21 protein-coding genes are annotated in these 23,643 nt (G+C 72.5%); 9 read left to right on the top strand and 12 right to left on the bottom strand.

Going from position 1 to position 23,643, the window contains the following annotated elements:
• Positions 1-223: 223 nt before the first annotated feature.
• The 6 genes from AAHG03_RS15725 to AAHG03_RS15700 form a co-directional block, all read right to left on the bottom strand.
• Positions 224-1,162, bottom strand: a complete 939-nt coding sequence (locus AAHG03_RS15725) for a tetratricopeptide repeat protein (RefSeq protein ID WP_342151623.1) — start codon at positions 1,160-1,162, stop codon at positions 224-226.
• On the bottom strand, positions 1,162-2,085 hold the full coding sequence (locus AAHG03_RS15720) for a vWA domain-containing protein (protein ID WP_342151622.1): 924 nt from the start codon (positions 2,083-2,085) through the stop codon (positions 1,162-1,164). The genes AAHG03_RS15725 and AAHG03_RS15720 overlap by 1 nt, the downstream gene beginning before the upstream one ends.
• Positions 2,082-3,104 carry a VWA domain-containing protein gene (locus tag AAHG03_RS15715; protein WP_342151621.1) on the bottom strand — a complete coding sequence of 341 codons (1,023 nt, stop codon included), beginning with the start codon at positions 3,102-3,104 and terminating at the stop codon, positions 2,082-2,084. The genes AAHG03_RS15720 and AAHG03_RS15715 overlap by 4 nt, the downstream gene beginning before the upstream one ends.
• Positions 3,105-3,109: 5 nt before the next feature.
• Positions 3,110-3,601, bottom strand: coding sequence for a DUF4381 domain-containing protein (locus tag AAHG03_RS15710; RefSeq protein WP_342151620.1), 492 nt, complete (start codon positions 3,599-3,601; stop codon positions 3,110-3,112).
• A 239-nt stretch (positions 3,602-3,840) separates the two neighbouring features.
• The gene (locus AAHG03_RS15705) at positions 3,841-4,767 is read right to left on the bottom strand and encodes a DUF58 domain-containing protein (protein ID WP_412759753.1); all 927 of its coding nucleotides are present in this window, start codon (positions 4,765-4,767) and stop codon (positions 3,841-3,843) included.
• 1 nt (position 4,768) lies between these two features.
• Entirely contained in the window at positions 4,769-5,761 is a 993-nt protein-coding gene (locus AAHG03_RS15700) for an AAA family ATPase (protein ID WP_342151619.1), read from the bottom strand.
• Between the two features lie 302 nt (positions 5,762-6,063).
• Between AAHG03_RS15700 and AAHG03_RS15695 the strand changes: the two genes are divergently transcribed.
• Entirely contained in the window at positions 6,064-6,780 is a 717-nt protein-coding gene (locus AAHG03_RS15695) for an MgtC/SapB family protein (protein ID WP_342151618.1), read from the top strand.
• 4 nt (positions 6,781-6,784) lie between these two features.
• Here AAHG03_RS15695 and AAHG03_RS15690 read toward each other — a convergent pair whose 3' ends face one another.
• Positions 6,785-7,786, bottom strand: coding sequence for an Hsp33 family molecular chaperone (locus AAHG03_RS15690; protein ID WP_342151617.1), 1,002 nt, complete (start codon positions 7,784-7,786; stop codon positions 6,785-6,787).
• A 366-nt stretch (positions 7,787-8,152) separates the two neighbouring features.
• On the opposite strand from AAHG03_RS15690, the gene AAHG03_RS15685 reads away from it, so the two are divergent.
• The 6 genes from AAHG03_RS15685 (at position 8,153) to AAHG03_RS15660 (ending at position 14,438) form a co-directional block, all read left to right on the top strand.
• A complete protein-coding gene (locus AAHG03_RS15685) occupies positions 8,153-8,350 on the top strand; it encodes a con-10 family general stress protein (protein WP_342151616.1) in 198 nt (65 codons plus the stop codon).
• Between the two features lie 147 nt (positions 8,351-8,497).
• The gene (locus AAHG03_RS15680) at positions 8,498-9,313 is read left to right on the top strand and encodes a response regulator (protein ID WP_342151615.1); all 816 of its coding nucleotides are present in this window, start codon (positions 8,498-8,500) and stop codon (positions 9,311-9,313) included.
• 3 nt (positions 9,314-9,316) lie between these two features.
• Positions 9,317-10,450: a DUF2336 domain-containing protein gene (locus AAHG03_RS15675; protein ID WP_342151614.1), complete on the top strand. Its 1,134-nt coding sequence runs from the start codon at positions 9,317-9,319 to the stop codon at positions 10,448-10,450.
• Between the two features lie 467 nt (positions 10,451-10,917).
• The gene (locus AAHG03_RS15670; RefSeq protein ID WP_342151613.1) at positions 10,918-11,367 is read left to right on the top strand and encodes a PadR family transcriptional regulator; all 450 of its coding nucleotides are present in this window, start codon (positions 10,918-10,920) and stop codon (positions 11,365-11,367) included.
• Complete coding sequence (locus AAHG03_RS15665) at positions 11,354-12,583, top strand: MFS transporter (RefSeq protein ID WP_342151612.1); 1,230 nt, start codon at positions 11,354-11,356, stop codon at positions 12,581-12,583. The genes AAHG03_RS15670 and AAHG03_RS15665 overlap by 14 nt, the downstream gene beginning before the upstream one ends.
• A gap of 106 nt (positions 12,584-12,689) precedes the next feature.
• Complete coding sequence (locus AAHG03_RS15660) at positions 12,690-14,438, top strand: ABC transporter ATP-binding protein (RefSeq protein ID WP_342151611.1); 1,749 nt, start codon at positions 12,690-12,692, stop codon at positions 14,436-14,438.
• A gap of 61 nt (positions 14,439-14,499) precedes the next feature.
• Here the strand turns inward: AAHG03_RS15660 and AAHG03_RS15655 are convergent, their stop codons facing one another.
• The 3 genes from AAHG03_RS15655 to AAHG03_RS15645 all read right to left on the bottom strand — a co-directional run bounded on the left by AAHG03_RS15655 (position 14,500) and on the right by AAHG03_RS15645 (position 19,082).
• Complete coding sequence (locus AAHG03_RS15655; RefSeq protein WP_342151610.1) at positions 14,500-17,172, bottom strand: hypothetical protein; 2,673 nt, start codon at positions 17,170-17,172, stop codon at positions 14,500-14,502.
• 360 nt (positions 17,173-17,532) lie between these two features.
• Positions 17,533-18,210 carry a guanylate kinase gene (gene gmk / locus AAHG03_RS15650; protein ID WP_342151609.1) on the bottom strand — a complete coding sequence of 226 codons (678 nt, stop codon included), beginning with the start codon at positions 18,208-18,210 and terminating at the stop codon, positions 17,533-17,535.
• Between the two features lie 8 nt (positions 18,211-18,218).
• Positions 18,219-19,082 carry a YicC/YloC family endoribonuclease gene (locus tag AAHG03_RS15645; RefSeq protein ID WP_342151657.1) on the bottom strand — a complete coding sequence of 288 codons (864 nt, stop codon included), beginning with the start codon at positions 19,080-19,082 and terminating at the stop codon, positions 18,219-18,221.
• Between the two features lie 301 nt (positions 19,083-19,383).
• On the opposite strand from AAHG03_RS15645, the gene AAHG03_RS15640 reads away from it, so the two are divergent.
• Positions 19,384-19,929, top strand: a complete 546-nt coding sequence (locus AAHG03_RS15640; protein ID WP_342151608.1) for a hypothetical protein — start codon at positions 19,384-19,386, stop codon at positions 19,927-19,929.
• Between the two features lie 254 nt (positions 19,930-20,183).
• Here the strand turns inward: AAHG03_RS15640 and AAHG03_RS15635 are convergent, their stop codons facing one another.
• Complete coding sequence (locus AAHG03_RS15635) at positions 20,184-20,384, bottom strand: hypothetical protein (RefSeq protein WP_342151607.1); 201 nt, start codon at positions 20,382-20,384, stop codon at positions 20,184-20,186.
• A gap of 348 nt (positions 20,385-20,732) precedes the next feature.
• On the opposite strand from AAHG03_RS15635, the gene AAHG03_RS15630 reads away from it, so the two are divergent.
• The gene (locus tag AAHG03_RS15630; protein ID WP_342151606.1) at positions 20,733-22,526 is read left to right on the top strand and encodes a sensor histidine kinase; all 1,794 of its coding nucleotides are present in this window, start codon (positions 20,733-20,735) and stop codon (positions 22,524-22,526) included.
• Positions 22,527-22,538: 12 nt separating this feature from the next.
• Here the strand turns inward: AAHG03_RS15630 and AAHG03_RS15625 are convergent, their stop codons facing one another.
• The gene (locus AAHG03_RS15625; RefSeq protein ID WP_342151605.1) at positions 22,539-23,639 is read right to left on the bottom strand and encodes a M48 family metallopeptidase; all 1,101 of its coding nucleotides are present in this window, start codon (positions 23,637-23,639) and stop codon (positions 22,539-22,541) included.
• Positions 23,640-23,643: the final 4 nt, after the last annotated feature.

The raw sequence follows: 23,643 nt of genomic DNA, 5'->3' as shown, positions 1-23,643 counted from the left end.
GGGGGGCGGGAGAGGGGAGCGACGGCGCCGCTTGTCCGCAGTCGAAGGAGAAATCTCCGGAAGCGTGGTTCCCCTCTCCCGCCCGCTCCGCGGGCACCCTCCCCCACCTCAAGTCGGGCTTGCCCGACTTGAGCAAGCAGGATGCGGATATCGGGCAAGCCCAATATCCGTTGGGGGGGAGGGTTCTGGGCGGCGGCGCGCCCCAAAAGAAATCCCAAAAGAATCACCACGGGTTGCTGCCTCCCGGGATCGCGGTGCCGGCCTCGATGCGGCGGCCCTGCTCGGCCTTGAGGCGCAGCTTGAGGAAGCGGCCGGGCTCGTCCGGCAGGGTCTGGAGCCAGAGCCGGTCGGGGTGGATCTCGTGCGCCTCGAAGCTTTTCGTCACGCGGCGCGCCTCCTTCTCGGGCGCGGCGGCCACCATGGCCGAGCCGGCGCCCTGGCGTCCGCGGCCCGCCGCGTCGCTGGCCGAGCCGCGGGCTTGGCCCTTGCCGGAATCCATCGCCTGCTGCTCGGACTTGCCGCGCCGCGCCACCGGGCTGGTGCCGGGCAGCGAGGCCGACGAGCCCGCCTCCTTGTTGCCGGCCAAGCCCTCGCCGCTGGCGGTGGCCTTGATGTCGTCGTTCTGGTCCTGGTTGGCGCTGTTGCCGTAGCGGGCGCCGTACTGGGCCGAGGCGTTGGCGATGCCGCCGCCCTTGCCGCGGTCGATCTCCTCCTGCATCGCCCGGGCGACGAGGGAGCGGTTGGCCTGGGCGTCGGCGTCGCGCGGGTTGTAGGTCAGCGCCTCGTCGTAGGCGTCGAGCGCGCCCTTGAGATCGCCGGCGCGGGCGAGCGCGTTGCCGAGGTTGTAGGCGCCGCGCTTGCCTTGCGTCCGGTAGAACGCGGCGGCCTCCCCGTAGCGCCCGGCCTCGTAGAGCGCGGCGGCGCGCCAGTTCGGCTGGTCGAAGACCGAGAGGGCGGCCCCCGGAAAACCCGCGGCCAGCAGGGCGCGGCCAAGGGTGGTGCGCGGCTCGGAGATCAGCAGCAGGCCGAGGATTCCGAGGCCCGCCAGCGCCAGCCCACCGATCCGGGCGGCCTTGCGCCAACGGCGCGGGAAGGCGCCGGGGGCGAGGCGGCCGAGGGGGTGGGCATTCAGGAGCGTACGGGGATCGAGCGGCGCCGTCATCACGCGCTCCGGCGGAACAGGAGGAGGACCGGCACCAGCGCCAGCAGCAGCAGCCAGCGGCCGAGATCGGCGAAGGCGAGCACGCCGTAGCCGCCCGCGGCGAGGTGCTGCGCCGTCGAGGCGCCGACCCGGTCGAGCACGGCCTGGGGGCCGTCGATGTCGGCGGCCCGGCCGCCGCCCGCCGCCGCGAGGCGGTCGAGGGCGGCGCGGTCGGTCGGCGGCGCGCCCGGCGGCAGGGCCTTGGCGGCGGGCACGAACAGGCCGTGGAGCTGCCAGCCCTTCGCTTTGATCGCCGCCGCCTCGCGCTCGGCGGCCTGGCCGATGCCGTCGCCGTCGGTGATGAGCACCACGTCGGCGGCGACCACTTTGGCCTCGTCCAGCGTCCGGCGGGCGAGCGCGAGGCCGCGCTCGGGATGGGTGCCGCGGTCCGGCACGGTGTCGGCGTCGAGCGCGAACAGGGTGGTGCTGATCGCCTCGCGGTCGGTCGTCGGCGAGACGGCGGTGTAGGCGTCGCCCCCGTAGATCAGGAGCGCGACCGAGCGGGTGCCCGCGGCCTCCGCCACGGCTTCCGCCGCTTGGCGCGCCTCCTTGAAGCGCCCGCCGTCGGTGACCGAGCGGGAGAGATCGAGGACGATCACGGTGGCGTCGAGGTTGCGGAAGGTCGCGGCCTCGGGCCGCTCCATGGCCGGGCCGGTGAGCGCGAGCGCCAGGATGCCGGCGGCGATGGCCGCCGCGAGGTTGGCCTGCCGCCGCCCGCCGAGCACCGCGCCGCGGCGGGCATGCAGCGCCATCAGCGCCGGATCGACCGCCTTGGCCCAGTCGCCCAGCGGGGCCGAGCGCCAAGCCGCCCGCAGGGCCAGGAGGGCGACGACCGGCACCGCGAGGAACCAGAGCGGGCGCAGCAGGGTGAGGCTCTCGATCATAGGCGGCGCCTCGTCGCCAGCAGCGCGCAGGCGCAGAGGAAGGCCAGTGCCCCGGGCCAGGGCCAGAGGTCGCGCCGCAGCGGCAGCGGCGGGGCCTGGGCGCGCCCGCCCTCCAACTCGTCGATGGCGTCGGCGACGCCCTCCAGATCCTCGGTGGTCTTCACCCGGAAGGCGCGACCGCCGCTGGCCGCCGCCATCGCCCGCAGGGTCTCGACATCGACCACGTCCTGCTCGTTGTTGGGGTTGTCGGCCATGTCGATGGGGCCGAGCGCGATGGTGTAGACCCGCACGCCGAGGCTTTTGGCGAGTTCCGCGACATCCTTGGGCGCGGTCTGGCCGGCGTTGTTGGCCCCGTCCGACAAGAGCACCACGACCTTGTCGCGCGCGGGCGGCGGGCCGCCGCCCTCCGCGTTCGCGACCTGGGCCGGGGCGAGGCGCTTGAGCGCCAGTCCGAGCCCGTCGCCGATGCCGGTGGAGCGGCCGACGAGGCCGATGGTGGCCTCTTCCAGCGTGCGGGCAACGCTCGCGGTGTCGAAGGTGGGGGCGGCGGCCACGAACGCCTGATCGGCGAACTCGACGAGGCCGATGCGGTCCCCGGCCCGGCGGCGGATGAAGTCGGCACCGACGCGCTTGACCGCGGCGAGCCGGCTCACGGTCTCGCCGTCGAGCGAGAAGTCGCGGCGCTCCATGCTGCCCGACAGGTCGAGCGCCAGGATGATCTCGCGCCCCGAGGCCGGCAGCGCGGTCGCCGGCAGGACGAGGCGGGGGCCGGCAAGCGCCACCACCAGGGCGACCCAGAGCGTGCCGGTGAGCCAGAGGCGGCGCCGGCCGCGGGCCGCGACGGCGCCCGCGCTCTCGGTGTCGCCGACGAGCGAGGGCGGCACCCGCAGCGCGCCGCTGCCGCCCTCGCGCTCCGGCGGGATCAGCCGGGCGGCGGCGAGCGGCAGGGGCAGCAGCAGCAGCGCGAGGGGCGCGGCGAAATCGAAGGCCGAGACGAGGGCGGTGAGCCAAGCGGGCATCGGGTTCAGGCCCTGATCCGCGAGAGGAGACGGGTCAGGCCGTCATCGATCTTTTGGGAGTCGGTCGAGCCGGGGCGACGGTAGAGGCCGTCCGTGAAGGCCTGTCCCGCGCCGTTCCGAAAGAAATCGGTGGCGAAGGTGGTGTCGAGCGTCTCGGCCCAGGCGGGGCCGCGGGTGCGGGCGGCTTCCTCGCCCTTGAGGGTCCGCACCAGCCGCCGCAGCAGTCGCGCCTGCGCCACCCGCCGGGGCTCCGGCGGGAGGTTTTGGGCGAGCGCGAGTTCGCGGAGCGCCGCCCGCCGGACGGACGCGCCGCGCCGAGCCCGGACGATGCGGATGAGGCCGACGAGCAGCGCGAGGCCGAAGCCGATGGCGATGGCGGCCACGACCTCGGGCTGCACGGCGCCGCCGCCGCCGGTGGGGAGGTGGAGGGGGCGCAGCGCCGAGAGGTCGAGGGGAGGGGGGCTACCGTTCATGGTCGCGACGGTTCCGCCGAGCATCGCTCTCCCCTCTGCGGGAGAGGGTGGGCCTCGCGTAAGCGAGGGTCGGGAGAGGGGAGCGACGGTGCCGGAGGGAACTGGACGAGGGCGGCCAAGCGGAGGCGTGGTTCCCCTCTCCCGTCCGCTCCGCCGACACCCTCCCCCATCCAAGTCGGGCTTGCTCGACTTGGACAATCCCTTGCGGATGTCGGGCAAGCCCGACATCCGTTGGGGGGAGGGTTATGCGGCGGCGACTTTTCTCAAAGCACCGCATCGAGCCGCTCCATCAGGGGCGCGTAGCTCTCCGGCCCGCCCTCCACATCGATGCGCAGGCCCTCGACGCCGCAGGCGTGGAGGCGGGCCAGCCGCTCTTCCGTGTCGGTCATCGGCGCCGCGCTGCGCCCGGCCTCGACGGTGCCGCGGCGGCCGTCGGGCACGGCGTAGGGGTAGAAGCCCGGCGGGCGGGTGCGCTCGAAGGCGTCGCTGACCAGCAGCAGGCGGATCGAGAGGCGCTCGGCGAGGGCCGTCAGCAGGCTTTCCATCTCCGGGCCCGGCGCGTCGAGGGCGGTGGCGATGACGAGGTGACCGCCGGACGGCAGCAGCGAGCGGGCGAGCGCCAGCGTGTCGGTGAGCGGCGGGTCGTCCTTGGCCGGGCTCGCGAGCGCCGCCGCGTGGGCGTGGGCGAGCGCCCCGGTCACCGCCGTCATCGCCCGCTCGCCGCCCGCCGGGCGCACCACGACGGGCTCGCCCGCGGAGGCGACGATCAGGCCGATGCGCCCGCCGTCGCCGACGATGCGCCAGCCGAGCAGGGCGAGTGCCTCCGCGCCCGCGACCGAGCGAAGCGCGCGGCGGGTGCCGAACAGCATGGAGGGCCGGAAGTCGGCCAGCAGCACCACGGCGCGGTCGCGCTCGTCGTGGTGGGTGCGCACGTGCAGCTCGCCGGTGCGGGCGGTGGCGTTGCGGTCGATGAAGCGGCGGTCGTCGCCCTCCGACCACAGCCGCACGTCGTCGGGCTCCGAGCCGCGCCCGCGCTTGCGCGTGACGATGCCGCCGGGGAGCCCGGCGATGGTCTTGGTCGAGGGCGAGACGCCGCGCCGGGCGAGGTGGCGCAGGCTCATCAGCCCGGCCCCCGAGAGGTGGATGCCGGGCGTCTCCAGAGGGTCGGTCGCGGCGGCGGAGCCCGCCATCTCAGAGCGCCCGCGTCCGCTCGACCAGCCCGGCAATGATGCCCCGCGTGGTGCGCCCTTCGGCGGCCGCGCGCCACGTCAGCCCGATGCGGTGAGACAACGCGTCGGCGGCCAGCTCCGAAATGTCCTCGGGGACGACGTGGTCGCGGCCGTGCAGGTAGGCGCGGGCCTTGCCGGCGACCATCAGGGCGAGCGTGCCGCGGGGCGAGGCCGGGTGCTCGATCGCCGCGCGCAGTTCCGGCGCCACCGCGTCGGTGCGGGTGCCGGCCACCAGCCGCACGAGATAGTCCTTGAGCGCGGGCGAGACGTAGGTGGCGAGCGCGGCCTCGCGGGCGGCGATGACTTCGGCGACCGACAGCTTCACCGGCATCGCCTCGGCGTGGTGGTTCAGCTCGCCCTCGACGAGGTCGAGGATACGGCGCTCGCTCGCTTCGTCCGGCATCTCGACCACGACGTGGAGCAGGAAGCGGTCGAGCTGCGCCTCGGGCAGGGGGAAGGTGCCGGCATGCTCGATCGGGTTCTGGGTGGCCACCACCATGAAGGGGTCGGGCAGGCGGTGGGTGTGGCCTGACACCGTGATCTGGCCCTCGGCCATGGATTCGAGCAGCGCCGACTGCACCTTGGGGGGCGCGCGGTTCACCTCGTCCACGAGGATCAGCGAGTGGAACAGGGGGCCGGGCAGGAACTCGAACTCGCCCTGGTCCTGCCGCCACACAGTGGTGCCGGTGAGGTCGGCGGGCATCAGGTCCGGCGTGCACTGCACGCGGGCGAAGGAGCCGTCGAGCCCGTCCGACAGGCGCTTGACCGCGCGGGTCTTGGCCAGCCCCGGCGCGCCCTCGATCAGCAGGTGCCCGCCGGTGAGCAAGCCGATCAGCAGGCGCTCGACCAGCTTGTCGGCACCGATCAAGCCGTGGGCGAGGCCGTCGCGCAGTTGCAGGAGACGGTCGCGGACGCCGTCCGCTTTGGGCGCCGAAGCGAGGGCTTGCCCGCTCATGCGAAGGCGACCCCGCGGATTGACGACCGGGCGTTCGCAGGATGGGCGGCCTGCCTCATGCGCATCTCCTCACGGTGATCTTATTCTTTGGGCTTATTCTTAAGGTGCCCACATTGGTTCCGGTGTGCCCGGTGCCGCCGCGCCCCGTCAATCCCGCGGCGCCGGCCGCCGGTCAGGTAGGGCGATTTGCCCGTGGGGCGCGGGGCGCGCGGCTTCAACTGCGTGCGATTTCTGCGAAACGTGCGTCATGCCAGCGTCACGCTTCTCCGCCAGCGGGGGCGCCGCACCAACACGGACGACGCATGCCCGGCCCCTTTCCCTTCCCGACGCCCGAAGCCCTCAACTCGGCGATCAGCCTCGCCACCGCCTTCGGGCTAGGCACCCTGATCGGCGTCGAGCGGCAGTACCGGCAGCGCAGTGCGGGCCTGCGCACGGCGGTGCTGGTGGCTTTGGGGGCCGCCGCCTTCGTCGATCTCGGCATGCGGCTGACCGGCGGCGACGGGGCGACCCGCGTGGTCGCCTACGTGGTCTCCGGCATCGGCTTCCTGGGGGCCGGCGTCATCATGAAGGAGGGCATGAACGTGCGCGGCCTCAACACCGCCGCCACGCTCTGGTGCTCGGCGGCCGTCGGCGCCTTCGCCGGGGCCGACCTGCCGCTGGAGGCCTGCTTCGTCACCGCCGCGGTGCTCGCCGGCAACACGCTCTTGCGCCCGCTCGTCAACCTGATCGACCGCATCCCCATCGACGAGAGCGCGACGGAGGCGACCTACGAGGTGCAGGTGACGGTGGCCCCCGACCTTTCCGGCCCGGCCCGCGACCTCTTGGTCGAGCGCCTGGAGGCGGCGGGCTATCCGGTCGGCGCCATCGAGGTCGAGGAGCGCGGCGAGGAGGCGGTCGACGTCATCGCCACGCTGACCGCGACGACCGTGCAGGCGAAGGAACTCGACGCGGTGACGACCGCGCTGGAGGCCCGGCCCGAGGTGCGGCACGCGACGTGGTCGGCGCAGTCGGGGGACTGACGCCTCACGACGCCGCCGCGATCTCCCGTTCCACCGCCGCCGGGTCGAGTACGTAGCGGCGCGAGCAGAACTCGCAGGTGATCGCGATGCTGCCGTCGTCGGCGATCATGTCGTGGCGCTCCTGGGGGGAGAACGAGCGGATCATGCCCATCACCCGCTCCTGCGAGCAGCGGCAGCGCTCGACCAGCCCCTGCGGCTCGAACACCCGCACGCCGCGCTCGTGGAACAGCCGATAGAGCAGCCGCTCGCTCGACACCGCCGGATCGATCAGCTCGTGGTCCTGGATCGTGCCGACGAGGCTGCGGGCCTCGGTCCAGGCGTCGTCCTCGGCGGGCTGGCCGGTGAGGATGTCGTGGCCCTCCGGGGCGTCGCCGGGGGGCAGGTCGGCTTGGCGCAGGCGGTCGGGGGAGGTCGGCAGGAACTGCACCAGCAGGCCGCCCGCGCGCCAGCGACTCTCGCCGGCCTCCATCTGCTCGGCCACCGCGAGGCGCACCAGCGTCGGGATCTGCTCGGATTGGCGGAAATACTGGTGCGCGGCCTCCTCCAGCCCCTGGCCGTCGAGGGGCACGACGCCCTGGTAGCGGCTCTGGGTCGCGCCCTGATCGATCGTCATGGCGAGATGCCCGCGGCCCATCAGTTCCGGCGCGCGCGCCTTGGCGCCGAGTGCCGCCACGGCCTCAGACTCGAACCGGGCGGTGGCGCGCAGGCGGTCGGGCGCCTCGAAATCCACCACCAGCATCCCCACCGGCCCGTCGGTCTTGGTCTGGAGCTGGAACCGGCCCTCCAGCTTGAGCGAGGCGCCGAGCAGCGCCGTCAGCGCCGCCGCCTCGCCGATCAGTCGGGCGACGGCATCGGGATAGCCGTGGCGGCGCAGAATCGTGTCGATCGACGGCCCGAGTCGCACCGCGCGCCCGCGCAGGTCGAGCGCCTCGACGGCGAAAGGAAGCACGGCGTCGTCGCCGCCTTCGAGCGCGGCCGTGGGGTTAAGGGCGTGTCCGGCGCTCATGGGCTCGTGTTCCGTTTGCGGCATGGGTCCTGTGGGGCGGGGGCGCGGCGCCGAGGGGCAATAAGCCCGCCTCGGGAGCGAGGCCATCATATGGGACCTGTGGCGCTCCAACGCGAGTCCGGAGCGGCGATGCCGGTTTTCGGCCGTTCGCGGGGCCCGGGATCGCCCCGGCGCGTCGGCACCCGCAGGGTATCGAAACCAGATGTATCGAATGTTAGGGGAGCATCAATAGCCTGATACTGATGACGGATTTAACTTAAATCGTCCGTGCGCTTTGCATATGTTGTGCAAATTCCGAAAATAGTCTCGGAACGCCGCTCATCGTCTCGGGTTTTTCCCGGTGTAACCTGAGAAGGAGATGCAGCCTTGACGCAATCAAACGGCAATCAAGGAAAATCCGAGCATCGCGGCGGTTCGGGCAACTTCGCCGAGGACCGGGAGCGGGCCTCGGAAGCCGGGCACAAGGGTGGCCAGAAGAGCAGCGGCAACTTCGCCAACGACCGCGAGAAGGCCTCCGAGGCCGGCAAGAAGGGCGGCGAGGCCAGCCACGGCGGCCGTTCCTGACCTCCCCCGACCGCTCGGGGTCCCCGCGTCCGATCCTCCGCGGGGCGGGGGCCCCGAGTCCGGGTTCCGCGAAAGGAATGTTTCTTAGGAACCTTCGCTTAGGGTGAGCCCAGGGGACAGGCCGTCCCGACCCGACGGGGCCCGTCCTTGAGCGCACCCACCATCCTGGTCGCCGACCCCGACGAAGAGACCCGGCTCACCCTGGTCGAGGCGGTGCAGCGCATCGCCCCGGACGCCGTGGTGATCGAGGCCGCCGACGGCGTGGCGCTCGACCGGCTGCTGGCGGAAAGCCGGGTGGACGTGCTGTTCATCGACGTGGCGCTGCCGCAGACCAACGGCGCCGACATCGCCCGCTGGCACAGCAGCGAGAACCCACAGGGGCTCATCGTCCTCGTCACCGACATGCTGGCGCCGCGCTGGCCCTCGGTCGCGACGCGGCTGGGCGCCTACGACGTCATCCTCAAGCCGCTCGGCGACACCCACATCGAGCGCGTGCTCGACGCGGCCCGCGTCATCGCCCGGCGTCTCGACCTGCTCGTGGTCGATCCCGGCCGCGCCACCCGCGCGCTGATGCGCAAGCTGCTCGGCCAGAGCCATTTCACCTTCAACGTCATCGAGGCCTCGGGCGGGCACGAGGCGGTGCGGGTGAGCGAGCGGCGGGGCATCGATCTCGCCATCATCGAGATGAACCTGCCCGACTATCCGGCCCTGGAGGTCGCCTGCCGCATCAACGACCGGCATCCCGGCGCGCGGCTGCTGATGACCGGCGCGGCGATGGAGGAGGGCATGCGGCGCCAGCTCGCCACCTTCGGCGCCTCGGGCTTTTTGAAGAAGCCGTTCCGGTTCTTCGACGTGGACAAGGCCGTGCACGAGAGCTTCGGGCTCTGGCACCCCTACCTGATCAACGCCCTGCGGCGCGAAGAGAGTCTGGCCGAGGCGTCCGCCGTGCGGCAGGCGTCCTGACGCGTGACGGCGCGGCCCTCTTCCCGGGCGCAGCTCGACGCCCTCGTGGCCCGCATCGAGCAGGCGCTGCGCGACGGCGACCGGGCACGGCAATCGCAGCTCGTGCTGGACTCCGCCGATCTCCTGACCAAGCGCTGGTCGCGGCTGCCGTTAGCCGAAAAACCCGCCTTCGATGCCCTGCTCCACGGCCTGTGCGGCCAGATCGACACGAACGCGCGAAAGACCTTCGCCGAGGGACTGGCCGACCTCCGGCTCGGGCCGCCCCGCACCACGCGGGCGCTCGCCGGGGACGCCGCCGCCGCAGTCGCCGCGCCGCTGCTCGCCCGCTGCACCAGCCTGCCGCCGGATTTTCTGGCCGACATCGCGGAGCGGGGCGGCGAGGCCCATCGCCTCGCCCTGGCCGTGCGCCCCGATCTCGCCCCCGCCGTCACCGACGCGCTGGTGCGCCGCGGCGGCGCCCGCGTCGCCGCCCGGCTCCTCGACAATCCCGACGCCCGCTTCTCGCCCGAAGGGCTCGGCGGGCTGCTGAGCCAAGCCCGCGAGAGCGAGGCGGTGACGCTGCGCCTCGCGCTCCGGCCGGACCTGCCGCCCGAGCATCGTCCGGCGCTCCTCGACCTGACCCGCGCGCGGGCGCTGACCGAACTGCGGTTCGACCTCCACCGCAACGACGACCCGGACCCGGAGCGCCTGATCGAGACCGTCGCCGAGACCCTGACGGCTCCGGTCCCCGAGCCGCGGCTCGCGCGCTTTGCCTCCTCCGACGCCTTCGTGCGCCAACGCTTCGCCGCCGCCCCGCCGGGGGCCATCCAGCTCGAACGCTGGGCGGGCCTGCGCCGCACCGAGGATATCCTGGCCGGCCTCGCCAGCGCCGCCGGCCTGAAGCTGCCCCCGGTCATCGCCGCCTTCGACGCCGCCGATCCCTCGGCGCTCGCCGCGATCCTCGGCGGGCTGGAACACCCGTGGAGCCTGCTCAAGGCCCTGCTGATCCTGCGCCACGGCGAGGACGTCGCCGCCGCGACGACGGGGCTTGCCTACGAGCGCCACCGCCGCCTCGGGCCGCTGTCGGCCCGCCGGGTGATCCGGTTCGGGGCGTTGCGGGGTGGGTGTCTGGCGTTTCCCGACGCGGATGGGGGGTAGAGGCGAGCCGCGACGAGGGGCCATTGATCGCCGCGGATGCCGCGGCTCCCCCCCCCCCTCTCCCCGCACGCGGGGAGAGGGTCGCGACGACCCTGTCGTCGTCGCGACAAGCGATAGCGGGGGTGAGGGGGATTCTACGAAAGAGGCTCATCCTGAATCGCCCCCTCACACCTCGGCTGCCGCCTCGCTTCGGCGACGACGAGGTCGCCGAAGCCCTCTCCCCGCACGGCGGGGAGAGGGGATGCGCGGGATAGTCGAGGTCTCCCGAACGTCCCCAAGTCACCCTTTCACGATTGACAAAGATATATCTCAGACGCATCACGCTACCGAACGTAACACCATCAGCCGAAATCCTCATGCGACACGCCATGGACCACGGCCCGCATCGCGGGCGCCGCCACGGGCCTCCGGGGTGGGACGACGAAGGGCCCGGCGGATTCAGGCGCGGTCCGAAGGTGCGGCGGCGGATGTTCGATGCGGGCGAGCTGCGCCACACCCTGCTCCTGCTGATGGAGGGGGGCGAGCGGCACGGCTACGACCTGATCCGCGAGATCGAGGGGCTGACCGGCGGCGCCTACGCGCCCAGCCCCGGCACGATCTACCCGACTCTGACGCTGCTGGAGGAACTCGGCCATGTCGAGGCCAGGGCCTCGGAGGGTTCGCGCCGCCTGTTCGCGATCACCCCGGACGGCGCGGCGCATCTGAGCGCCCACCGCGCCGAGGCCGAGGCCGCGCTGGAGCGGCTGCGGGCGCTCGCCGTGGGCGAGGCGCCGTCGCCCGCCGATCCGGTCTGGCGGGCGATGCAGAACCTCAAGACGGTGCTGGGCCAGCGCATGGCTGGCCAGTCCGACAAGGCGTTCGGGTTTGCTGTCGCCGACATCATCGACGAGGCGGCGCGCAAAATTGAGCGCCTCTGATGCGCTCGCCCGGCCGGGCCCGGCGCTGCTGCTCCGGCTCGCGCCGTTCTTCTGCCTCTCGGTCACCTTCGGGGCGACGCTCGGCTTCCTGGCGAGCGGGGCGCCGCTGATCCTGCGCGTGCGCGGCATCGACCTCGCCGAGGTCGGCCTCTTGCAGCTCATCAACCTGCCGGTCGGCCTCACCTTCCTGTGGGCGGGCGTGGTCGATCGGTTCCGCCTGCCGCCCCTGCCGCACCGGCTCGGCTGGATCGTCGGGATGCAGGGGCTCGGCATCGCGCTGCTCGTGGGCTTGAGCTTCGGCGAGGCGTGGCCGCTCTCGGCCCTGTTCGTGATCGCGCTGGCCGTCTTCTTCTGCCTCGCCACCATGGACGTCGCCCTCGAAGCCCTGGTGGTCGAGACGGTGGCGCCGGAGCGGCGCCCCTACGTCACCTCGGCCAAGCTCGGCGGAGCCTCGCTGGGCGGCATCGTCGGGGCGGGCGTGCTGATCGCGGCCTACGACCGGCTCGGCTGGCAGGCGGTGGTGCTGACGGTCGCCGGCCTGAACGCGCTCTGCCTGTTGCCGATCCTGTTCTACCCCGAGCGGCGCTTGCGCCGCGCACCCTCTGCGGCACGAAAAAAGCTCGACGTCGCGCGGCTGCGCAGGCTCGGCGGGCGCGTGGGGGTGCTCGGCCTCTACTTCGCGGCCCTGTTCGCGCTCACCAGCGTCAACAGCCTCGCGCTGATCGATCTCGGCGTGCCGCTGGCGCAGGTCGGGCTCGTCACCGGCTCCGTGTCCGCCGGCATCAACCTCGCGATGGCGCTCGTTTCCGGCGCGCTGGTGCGCCGGTTCGGCCTCGTGCCCCTCGTCACGCTCTCCGCGCTCGGCGTCGGCGCCGCCGGCCTGCTGATGCTCGGCGCGACCGCCGCCGGCTCAGGGGGACTCGGGCTCGCGGCGGCCGTGTTCGGCACGCTCGCGGCGGGCGGGCTCGGTGTGCCGGTCTTCACCATGATCTACCGCTGGGCGGAAGGACCGCAGCCGGCCACCGACTACGCGCTCCTGTTCGGCGCCGCCTTCTTCACCGCGATGCCGTGGCGGGTCGCCGCCCCGGCGCTCGCGGGCGCCGTCGGCTGGCCCGCCTACTTCGCCCTGTGCCTGCCGTTCTACGGGATCGCCGTGTGGCTGCTGCGCCGGGCCATCACCCGCACGCTCGACGCCGACCGGGCGGCGGCGGCATGAGGGCGCCCCCGCATCGCCGGGGCTGGTTCAGGGACCGGCCCTCGTTTATCCGCGGTTCCGCGGCGTCCTCGTTCGGACCCGAAAAGATCAGGCGACACCCCCTCCCATGCTGAAGGACTTCTTCGCCTATTACCGGCCCTACCGGACCCTGTTCCTGGTCGATTTCGGCTGCGCCGTGCTGTCGGGCCTGCTCGAACTCGGCTTCCCGATGGCGGTGAAGGCCTTCGTCGACGTGCTGCTGCCGCGTCAGGATTTCGGGCTGATCGTGCTGGCGGCTTTGGGCCTCGCGCTGCTCTACGTGGCGAATGCCGGCCTCATGGTGGTGGTGACCTATTGGGGCCACGTGCTCGGCATCAACATCGAGACGACCATGCGCGAGCGCGCCTTCGCGCACCTGCAAAAACTCTCGTTCCGCTTCTTCGACGGGCAGAAGACCGGCCACCTCGTCGCCCGCGTGACGAAGGACCTCGAAGAGATCGGCGAGGTCGCCCATCACGGCCCTGAGGACGTGTTCATCGCCGTGATGACGCTTCTCGGCGCCTTCGCCCTGATGGCCTACGTGCATGCGCCGCTGGCGCTCGCCACCGCGGCGATCCTGCCCGTCATCGCCTTCGTGACGATCCGCTACGGCGGGCGCATGACCCGCAACTGGCAGGCGCAGTACGGCCGCGTCGGCGCCTTCAACGCCCGCATCGAGGAGAATGTCGGCGGCATCCGCGTGGTGAAGGCCTTCGCCAACGAGCCGCACGAGCGCGCCCTGTTCGCCACCGACAACGCCCGCTACCGCGCAGCGAAGCTCGAAGCCTACCGGCTGATGGCCGCCGCACTCTCGATCAATTACCTGGGCCTGCGCCTCGTCCAGATCGTGGTGCTACTCGGCGGCGCCTATTTCGTCGTGCGCGGCGATCTCTCCGCCGGCGGCTTCGTCGGCTTCCTCTTGCTGGTCGGCGTGTTCTACCGGCCGCTGGAAAAGATCGGCGCCGTGGTCGAGACCTACCCGAAGGGCATCGCGGGCTTCCGCCGCTACCGCGAGCTGCTTGCCACCGAGCCCGACATCGCCGACCGGCCGAACGCGATTTCCGCCCCGCCGCTCCGGGGCGACATCCGCTTCGAGAACGTGAGCTTCGGCTATTCCGCGGACCGCCCGGTGCTGCGCACCGTCGATCTCGACATCCGGGCCGGTGAGACGGTCGCCTTCGTGGGCCCCTCGGGCGCGGGCAAGACCACGCTGCTGTCGCTGATCCCGCGCTTCTACGAGGCGGAATCGGGTCGCATCACCATCGACGGTCACGACATCCGCGACCTGACGCAAGGGTCGCTGCGCAGCCGCATCGGCATCGTCCAGCAGGACGTGTTCCTGTTCGCCGGCACCATCCGCGAGAACATCGCCTACGGCCGCCTCGACGCCAGCGAGGCCGAAATCCTGGAGGCCGCCGCCCGCGCCCGGCTCGACGGCCTCGTCGCTTCGCTGCCGGACGGGCTCGACACGGTGATCGGCGAGCGCGGCGTCAAGCTCTCGGGCGGGCAGAAGCAGCGGCTCGCCATCGCCCGCGCCTTCCTCAAGAACCCGCCGATCCTGATCCTCGACGAGGCGACCTCGGCGCTGGACACTCAGACCGAGCGCGAGATCCAGGCCTCGCTCGCCGAACTGGCGCAGGGGCGCACCACGCTGGTCATCGCCCATCGGCTGGCCACGATCCGGCACGCCGACCGCATCGTCGTGGTGGCCGGGCACGGCATCGCCGAGCAGGGCCGGCACGAGGCCCTGCTCGGATTGGACGGCTACTATCGCCGCCTGCACGCCGCCCAGGTCGGCGACGTGTGGGAGAACCCGCCGCGCACCGCCGCCGAGTAGACACGAAGACGCCGGAGCCGAGGGAGCGGCTCCGGCGTCTTCGGCTTGCGGCCGTGAGGCGTCAGGCGACGAAGAAGCTCTCGGCGCTCAGCGTGGCCCGGTTGTCGAGGGTGGCGAACTGCACCGCCGCCCCGCGTCCCGAACCGTCCGCGTCGTAGGACAGGGCGCCTGAGCGGCTGTCGTAGACGATGCGGGTGTCGGCATCGACCGTCTCGCCCGCGCCGACATCCCTGAACACGTCCTCGTCGAGTTCGCCCGGGCTCAGCGCCGCGAAGATCGCCTCCGACAGCTGGATCGTGTCGGCGGCGCTGTCGAAGTCGGTCAGACGATCGACGTTGCCGTTGCCGAGCGCCGTCGAGAACACGAAGGTGTCGGCCCCGCGCCCGCCCGTCAGCACGTCGGCGCCGCCCCGCCCGTCGAGGACGTTGGCGCCGGCATTGCCCACCAGCGTCTGGCCGAATTCGTTGCCGGTGACGTTGAGGGCCGCGGTGCCGGTGGCGCGCAGGAGAGCGAGAAGCTCGACCTCCTGGCCCGCCGCCAGGGTGTAGGACGACGTGAGGTAGGCCCGGTCGTTGCCGCCGCCCACCGCCTCGACGATCTGGTCGTCGGCGCTGTCGATGCTGTAGATGTCGTTGCCCGCGCCGCCGACCATCACGTCGTCGCCGGCCCCGCCTTCGAGGAGGTTGTTGCCGGCGTTACCCACGAGCCGCTGGTCGAACTCGTTGCCCTTGATGTCGAGGTTGGCGTTGCCGGTGGCGCGCAGGAGAGCGAGAAGCTCGACCTCCTGGCCCGCCGCCAGGGTGTAGGACGCGGTGGAGTAGACCCGGTCGTTGCCGCCGCCCACCGCCTCGATCACCCCATCGTCGGAGCTGTCGACGCTGTAGATGTCGTCGCCCGCCCCACCGATCATCACGTCGGTACCGCCGCGGCCTTCGAGGGTGTTGTCGCCGGCGTTACCCACGAGCTGCTGGTCGAATTCGTTGCCCTTGACGTCGAGGTCGGCCGTGCCGGTGGAGCGCAGGAGAGCCAGAAGCTCGATCTCCTGGCCCGCCGCCAGGGTGTAGGACGCGGTGGCGTAGATCCGGTCGTTGCCGCCGTCCACCGCCTCGATCACCCGGTCGCGGCTGTCGTCGACGCTGTAGATGTCGTCGCCCCCGCCGCCCAGCATGCCGTCGGCCCCGGTGCCGCCCTCCAGCGTGTCGTTGCCGCCGCCGCCCACGAGGAAGTCGTCGCCCGCGAGGCCGCGGACGAGGTCGTTGCCGGCCCCGGCATTGATGTAGTCGGCCTCGGCCGTGCCGGTGATCGTCTCGGCCGCCGAGGTGCCGAGCGTCGCGGTGCGGAACTGATCGCCGCGCTGCACGCCGCTCACGAGGTCGCGCACGTCGAAGGTCACGCCGGTGCCGGCCACGAAGGTGATGCCCTCGTCGTCGGTGCGGCTGATCGGGCCGGTGAGTTCGCCCGCGGAATCCTCGGCCTGGAGCCGCACCGCGGGACCGCCGTCCTGGCCCGCCTGGGTGCCGCTGTCGTTGGGGTTGCCGTTGCCGACCTCCGCCGAGGTGAAGCTCAGGCGCACCTGGCCCGCCGCGGCGGCGTTGACGACGACACGGTCGTTGCCGGCGCCGAGGTTGATGGTGTCCGCCCCGTCGGTCGAGACGTTGAGGGTCGCGGTGTCGTTGCCGGTGCCGCCGGTGATGGAGTCGTCGCCCGCCCCGCCGATGAAGCCGTCGTCGCCCGCGCCGCCGACGAGGACGTCGCTCCCGGCGCCGCCGACGAGGAAGTCGTTGCCCGCGCCGGTCACCACGGTGTCGTTGCCCTGGCCGGCGTTGACGTAGGTCGGCCCGTCGGGATCCGTGTCCGATTCGGCGTCCAGCACGATCTCGTCGTCCGCCGCGGTGCCGAGATAGGCGGCCGTGAATTGGTCGCCGCGCTGCACGCCGCTGACGAGGTCGCGCACGTCGAAGGTCACGTCCTCGTCGGCGAAGAAGACGATGCCCTCGTCGTCGGCGCGGCTGACGTCGCCGTCGAGTTCGCCCGCGTCGTTCTCCGCCTGGATCCGCACGGCGAGGCCGCCGTCCTGGTTCGCCAGCGTCCCGCCGTCGGCGGCGCTGTCGTTGCCGACCTCCGCCGAGGTGAAGGTGAGGCGGACCTGTCCGGGCGTCTGGCGGCTCACCACGACCGCGTCGTCCCCGTCGCCGAGGTCGATCGTGTCGGAGCCGTCGAGCGCGACGTCGAGAACCGCGGTGTCGTTGCCGGCCCCGCCGAGCAGGCTGTCGTCGCCGAGATCGCCCGTGAGGATGTCGTCGCCCGCGCCGCCCACGAGGAAGTCGTCCGCGGTGCTGCCCAGGATGTCGTCGTCGCCCTGGCCGCCGTTGATGTAGGCCGAACGGTCCTCGTAGTAGGAATCGAGGATGTCGTTGCCCTGCGTGCCGAGCTGGACCGAGGCGAACTGGTCGCCGCGCGACACGCCGCTGACGAGGTCGCGGACCTCGAAGGTGCCGACATTGGTCTCGCTGTCGTCGCTGGTGATGAAGACGATGTCCTCATCGGTGTAGCGTGTGATCGGCCCGGTCAGCGTGCCGTCTTCCGCCTCCGCCTGGACGCGGACGGCGAGGCCGCCGTCCTGATTGTTCTGCGTGCCGGCATCGTTGGGATTGCCGTTGCCGACCTCCGCCGAGGTGAAGGTGACGCGGGTCTCGCCGGAAGCCGGCGTGGGGACGAGGACGAGCTGCGGCATGACGGCAAACTCCTGGGCGGGCGATCGGCCCGTGAGGGAAATGTCATTTGCTGGCCTTGGCCAGCGCGGCACGGATTTTGTATTGATGAAGGTCGGTCGGGCGCCGCATACGGCTGAGCTGGCGGCGGTTCGAAGTATCGAAATGCCGCGTGAACGATCCAGTCAATTGAATTTGATGGATGATATGCGCCGGTCTGGACGTGCTAGGTCCAGCGACTCACAAAGGTTAGTCTGTAAAAGCTCGTGAGGATGCGCGCGAATGCGCGACGGCGCCGAACCGTTCCCGAACGGGCGCAGGGCGCAAAGCCGCAGGTTGTGGGGTCGATGAAGGAAGGGGCGAGCCGGCAAACGGCCGGCGCGTCAGCGCCCGCCGCCGGCTTCCGCCAGCAGACCCTCGACGAAGGCCGACAGCCCGGTGCGGCGGCTGCGCTTCAGCCGCTCGGCGGCCAGGATCGCCTGGAGGGCGCGGAAGGACTCGTCGAGGTCGTCGTTGACGATGACGTAGTCGTACTCGCTCCAGCGCTGCATCTCGTTGCGGGCGTTGGCGAGCCGCCGCTCGATCGTCTCGGGCGAATCCTCGGCGCGCCGCTCCAGCCGCTGGCGCAATTCCGAAAAACTCGGCGGCAGGATGAAGACGGTGACGACGTCGTCCTGCAGGCGCTGCCGCACCTGACGCGTGCCCTGGTAGTCGATGTCGAAGATCATGTCGCGGCCTTGGCCCAGCGTCTTCTCCACCGGGCGGCGCGGCGTGCCGTAGAAGTTGCCGTGGACCTCGGCCCATTCGAGCAGGTCGTCGCGGGTGCGCAGGTCCTCGAACGCCTCGCGGTCGATGAAGCGGTAATGGCGCCCGTCGATCTCCGAGGGGCGGCGCGCCCGCGTCGTGACCGAGATCGACAGGTCGAGGCCCCAGCCGCCGTCGGCCGCGATGGCCCGCGTCAGCGTGGTCTTGCCCGCCCCCGAGGGCGAGGACAGGATCAGGATCAGGCCGCGCCGCCCGGCCATCGCATCCTGCCCGCCCTCCGTCCGACCCTGGCTCATACCGCTTCTCACTCGACGTTCTGCACCTGCTCGCGGAATTGCTCCACCACGGCCTTCAAGTCGAGTCCGATCCGCGAGAGCGCGATGTCGTTGGCCTTGGCGCAGAGCGTGTTGGCCTCGCGGCCCAGCTCCTGCGCCAGGAAATCGAGCCGCCGCCCGATGGCGCCGCCCGTTACCAGCAAGTCGTTCGCCGCGGCGACGTGGGCGCGCAGCCGGTCGAGTTCCTCGCGCACGTCGGCCTTGGCGGCCAAGAGCACCGCCTCCTGATGCAGCCGGTCGGGATCGAGCCCGGTGCCGTCGGTGAGCGCGGCGATGCTGGCCTGGAGCCGCGCCCGCACCGCCTCGGGGCGCCGCGCCGGGCAGTCTTCCGCCCCTTGCGTCAGCCGGGCGATCTCGGCGAGCTGGCCGCCGACGATGGCGTGGAGCGAGGCGCCTTCCGTACGGCGAGCCGCCACGAGGTCGGCCACCAGCGCCTGCGCGCCCGCCGCGAGGTCGCGGTTCAGGGCCTCCGGGTCGGCGGGCGCCTCCGCCTCGACCTCGACGACGCCGCGCACCGACAGGAGCCCGTCCAGCGTCGCCGGCGCGACCCCTTCGGGCCGCGGCACCCGCGCGACCGCGGCCGCGAGGTCGGCGAGCAGCGCCTCGTCGATGCGCACCCGCGCCGCCGTCTCGGGCCGCGTCAGGGTCAGGCCGAGCTGGCACTGGCCGCGGGCCAGCGCCTTCGACAAGGCGGCGCGGGCCGCCTCGCCCGCCGCCTCGAAGCCGTTCGGCACCCGAACCCGGATGTCGAGCCCCCGCCCGTTGACCGTGCGGATCTCCCACAGCCACTGCACCGCGCCGGTGGTGCCGGCGGCGCGGGCGAACCCCGTCATGCTCGCGATCGAACCGCCCAAGCCGCATTCTCCTTGTGGAACCGGCCCTTCCGGGCCCGGTTGCCCGAATACGCGGTTTGGCCCGGCCCGCGCAACGCGGGGCGAACTCTGTCCACGCGTGCACTGCACCCATCGCGCCGCGGTCGTCATCGCCTAAAAAACGGGCAAGGCCAAAGCCTGCGCAGTAGCCTGTTGTCGAGGCAGGCGCGAATACTGTGCATCATCTTGACGCTTATTGCGCGAATTTCTAGCTTCGGAATCGACAGTGAATTTCCGGACCTTCCCGGGAGGGACCGACCCCATGACGAACCCGTTCGACATCAAGAACCGCTTCCGCGCCCGGCTCCGCGCCGCCGACGCGCAGAAGAACCGCCTGCGCGCGCGCCTCCTCGAAGAGGGCACGCGGGCGCTCGCCCCCGTCACCGAGGCCCTGACCCTGATGGCCGAAGTGCTGCAGGAGGACGGCGTCGCCCACGGCCGGATCGACTGCCCGGCCCCGGAGGTCGATCGCGACGACTTCGTCGGCTTCACCGCGATCCTGCGCGATGCTGCCGACAAGGAGCAGCGCGTCACCGTGAAGTACGGGCCGGTGCTCGGCGGACGCAACTACATCGCGGTCACGGGGCTCAGCGCCGGCTACGACGAGCGCCTCGCCGCGCTGGCCAGCAACGGCGCCCCGAGCCTCGGCCGCTCGGTCGCCAGCGACCTGCACATCGAGGCCGACCGCGGCGCCGACCTCGCCGAGGTGCTGCGCGAGATGGTCGAGGACTTCTTCGCCGGCCACGTCGAACCGCCGATCCGCACCGGCTCGGGCGAGGCCCGCGGGCGGCTGGCGCTGGTGCAGTAGATTCTTTCGCGGGACGTTGAACGCCGCCTGTCCCCCGCGGGGCGGGCGGCGTTTTTTGTCTGCGCCGCGCCGGCCTCCGGTCACGCTCTCCGTCATTGCGAGGCGGAGCCGAAGCAATCCAGCGCTCCGCATTGTCCAGAGAAGGCACACGCGAGACCGTTTCGTCGGCGCCGTCCCGCTCTATCCTGTCATGTCGCGCCCTGGATCGCGTCGGCTCCGCCTCGCGATGACGGCCGGAGGCGGAAGCCGGGCGATCAACCGTCCGCCGAATCGGCCCCCTCCGCCTCCAAGCTCCGCGCCCGCGCCGCACGCGCCATGGCGATCAGCTCGTGCGCGGTGAGGCTGCGCAGGGGAAGACTCTCCTCGGCTGCAGGCGCCGACACACGCACCGGCTCCGGCGGCGGGGGACGCAGGTCCCGGCTCGGCCACAGGGCGCGGATGCGGGATGCCTTCACGGGGGCCTTTCGGGGTGCTGCCTGCGCCATGCCGTCTCCGCTCTGGGGCGTTTCGCGTGGGGTGTGGCGAGGGCAAATAGTTAAGCTTACCGCCACGAACATTCTTGACGGACGCGCAAAGGCCGGTTCGCGGCCTAAAAAAATCGCGGGGTCCGGCGCCATGGTGCAACCGTGCCGCGCCCGCGTCCCAAAGTTCGCTTCCCCGCGGGCGGAGCATTGCCCCCCGCGGCGGGGCGGGCGAAGACAGCGGGACCGGTCCGCCGCCAGGGCCGGCGCATCCGCTCGGACGAGGCGTTTCGGCCCTCGAACGCGCCGATGCGGCACGAACGACCCGGGGCCCCGCCATCGATGCAGACCGACGCCGAGCTGGCGAGAGCCATCCCGTCCCCGGCCGGGACGCGCACGGAGCGCCGCTTATCCGCCCGCCTGCCCGTACTGCCGCTGCGGCTCGTGCTGGCGCTGGCCTTCGGCACCCTCGGCCTCGTCTCGACGCTGGCGCTCGCGCTCCTCGTCCACGCCCAGGCGACGGCGCGGCTGGAGGTGGAGGTCGGCGCCCAGCTCGACGAGCTGACGAGCCACATGGCCCGCACCCTCGACCAGGGCATGTTCGAGCGCTGGCGCGACGTGCAGGTGGTCGCCACCCTCGACACCCTGCGCGCGCCCGATGCGCCGCTTGCGGCCAAGCGCGCGGTGCTGGAGCGGCTGCAGACGACCTATCCGGCCTACTCGATCCTGCTGCTGACCGATGCCGCCGGGCGCATCGTCGCCACCAGCAACGGCCTCATCGAAGGCGCCGACGTCTCGGCCCGCGACTATTTCCTGGCCGGGCGCGAGGGGGCCTTCGTCGGCGACGTCCACGACGCGCGGCTGCTCGCCAAGGTGCTGCCGCAGGCCGGCTCCGAGCCCCTGCGCCTCGTCGATCTGGCCGCCCCCGTCCGCGCCCCGGACGGGACGCTCGCCGGTGTCGTCGCGGCCCATCTCGACTGGGCGTGGGCGCGCGAGGGGGTGGCCGCCTTCGAGCGCAGTCTGACGCGCCAGCGCGCCGGCACCGAGATCCTGCTGCTGTCGCGCGACGGTCTGGTGCTGCACGGGCCGCCCGATCTGCTCAAGCGGACCCTGCCGCCCGAAACGCTGGCGGGCGCGCGCCGCCTCGGCACCGACGGGGCCGGCCCGCGCATCGGCCCCTGGCCTGACGGCGCGAGCGCCGTCCTCTTCGCCACCGAGCCGACGCGGGGTTTTCGCGATTATCCCGGCCTCGGCTGGACCGTCGTGGCGCGGGTCGATGCCGCCCGCGCGCTCGCGCCCGTGCGGGAGCTGAGCACGGCCATCGCGGTCTCAGGGTTGGCCGTGGCGCTGGCCGGCGCGGCCCTGGCGTGGTGGCTCGCCGGGCGGCTCGCGCGCCCGCTCGACGCCGTCTGCGCGCAAGGCGCAAGGCTCGGGCGCGGCGAACCGCTGGCCGTGCTGGCGCCGACGCTCGTGCGGGAAATCCGCGATATCGGACAAACTCTCGACGCAGCGGCGCGGGAGCTGCGCCAGCGCGAGACCGGGCGCCGCCTCCTCGTGGACGAACTGAACCACCGGGTGAAGAACACGCTCGCCACCGTGCAATCCTTCGCCTTCCAGAGCTTTCGCGGGCTCGACGGCGCGGGGGCGCGCCAGCGCGAGGCGTTCGAGGGGCGGCTGCTGGCGCTATCGGCAGCCCACAACATCCTGACGCGGGAGAACTGGGCCGGGGCCGGCCTGCACGCGGTGATGGAGGAGGTGCTGCGCCCGTTCGAGGCCGGGGGCCCGCGCTTCGCCCTGTCGGGCCCGGACCTGCGCCTGCCGCCCCGCGTGGCGCTGGCGCTCGGCATGGTGCTGCACGAACTCTGCACCAACGCGGCCAAGCACGGCGCGCTGTCCGTGCCCGAGGGCCGGGTCGCGCTCGACTGGCGGACGGAGCCGGCGGAGACCGGCGCCGACCGCCTCCACCTCGTCTGGCGCGAATCCGGCGGGCCACCGGTGACGGCACCGAAGCGGCGCGGCTTCGGCTCGCGGCTGATCGAGCGCGGGCTGTCGGCCGAACTCGGCGGCCACGCCCGCATCGATTTCCCGCAAGACGGCGTCGTCTGCGAGATTTTTTCCGCCGTCGAGGCGGCGTGAGGCCTCGTCGTCCTATCCCGGCGTCTTCCCGTCCTTCGTACCGCAGATGCCCTGCAGCGCCCGCCAATCCGCTTCGCTGAGAAGCGGGACCTCGCCCGACTTCCCGCCCGGCGTGGCCCGGATCGCCACCGCGCGCTCGGCGGTGTAGGGGTGCGAGCGCAGGAAGCCGGTGAGCCCGCCGGGCGTCTCGTCGTACTTCTCGGTGATGCGCTCCAGAATGGCGGCGAGCGCCCGCCCGTCGCCGCCGGCGCGATCCACGCCCGCGACCGCCGCCCGGTCCGCCGCGCGCTCGGCCTCGCGCGAATAACCCGCCGCGAGCGCCGTCTGACTGAGCGCCACCAGCACGGTCGAGCCGGTGAGGTCGCCGAGCACGAGGCTCAGCAGGAACGAGGTGCCGCCGGCCCGGATCACCGAGCGAACGGAATCGCGCGCCGCCACATGCCCGAACTCGTGGGCCAGGATGCCGGCGAACTCGTCGGCGCTCTTCGCCTTCGCGAGGATGTCGGACAGGACGACGATCCGCCCGCCGGGCAGCGCCAGGGCGTTGGCGGTGGCGTGCCGCCGCACGCTCACCTGCGGCGGCGGGGTCAGCGCCATGGTCTGCGAGAGCCGCCCGACGAGCCGGTCGAGCACGGCTCTCCCCTCCGGCGCCGCGCAGAGCGGCGGATCGCCCAGCAGGCCGACGACCTGCGTCTCGACCGCCTGCCCCAGCCGCGCCTCGACCGAGGGCGGCACCAGCGGGGCCAGGAGGTTGGCTGCCGCCGGCACGCCGTAGAGCGCGGTCAGCACCACCGAGACGCCCGCGGCGATCGACCAGAGCACGAGCCGCAGGAGACCGCCCCCGCCCTCGCGTCGCTTCAGGTCGGGGCAGCGGGCGGCCAGCGCCTCGGCGAAGGCGGCATCCTCGAACTCGACGCTGCCGGGGTGCTCGGCATGGCCGATCCGGGCGAGCGGCGGCGCCGTCTCGGCGGCGCGCAGGTCGAGCGGGCTCCAGTCGAGGCGCACAGTCTCGCCCGCGATCTCCAGCCGCTCGCCGAGGCGCAGCCGCACGGGATGAGCCCGCGCGCTGCGCCCGTCGAAGTAGTGTCCGGTGGTGGTGAGAGGTTCGCTCACCCGG

It is taken from the genome of Methylorubrum subtropicum (assembly GCF_038442325.1).
Classification (GTDB): domain Bacteria; phylum Pseudomonadota; class Alphaproteobacteria; order Rhizobiales; family Beijerinckiaceae; genus Methylobacterium; species Methylobacterium subtropicum.
The sequence above is the reverse complement of the archived record's forward strand: the minus strand, read 5'-3'. Positions and strand labels throughout refer to the sequence as shown.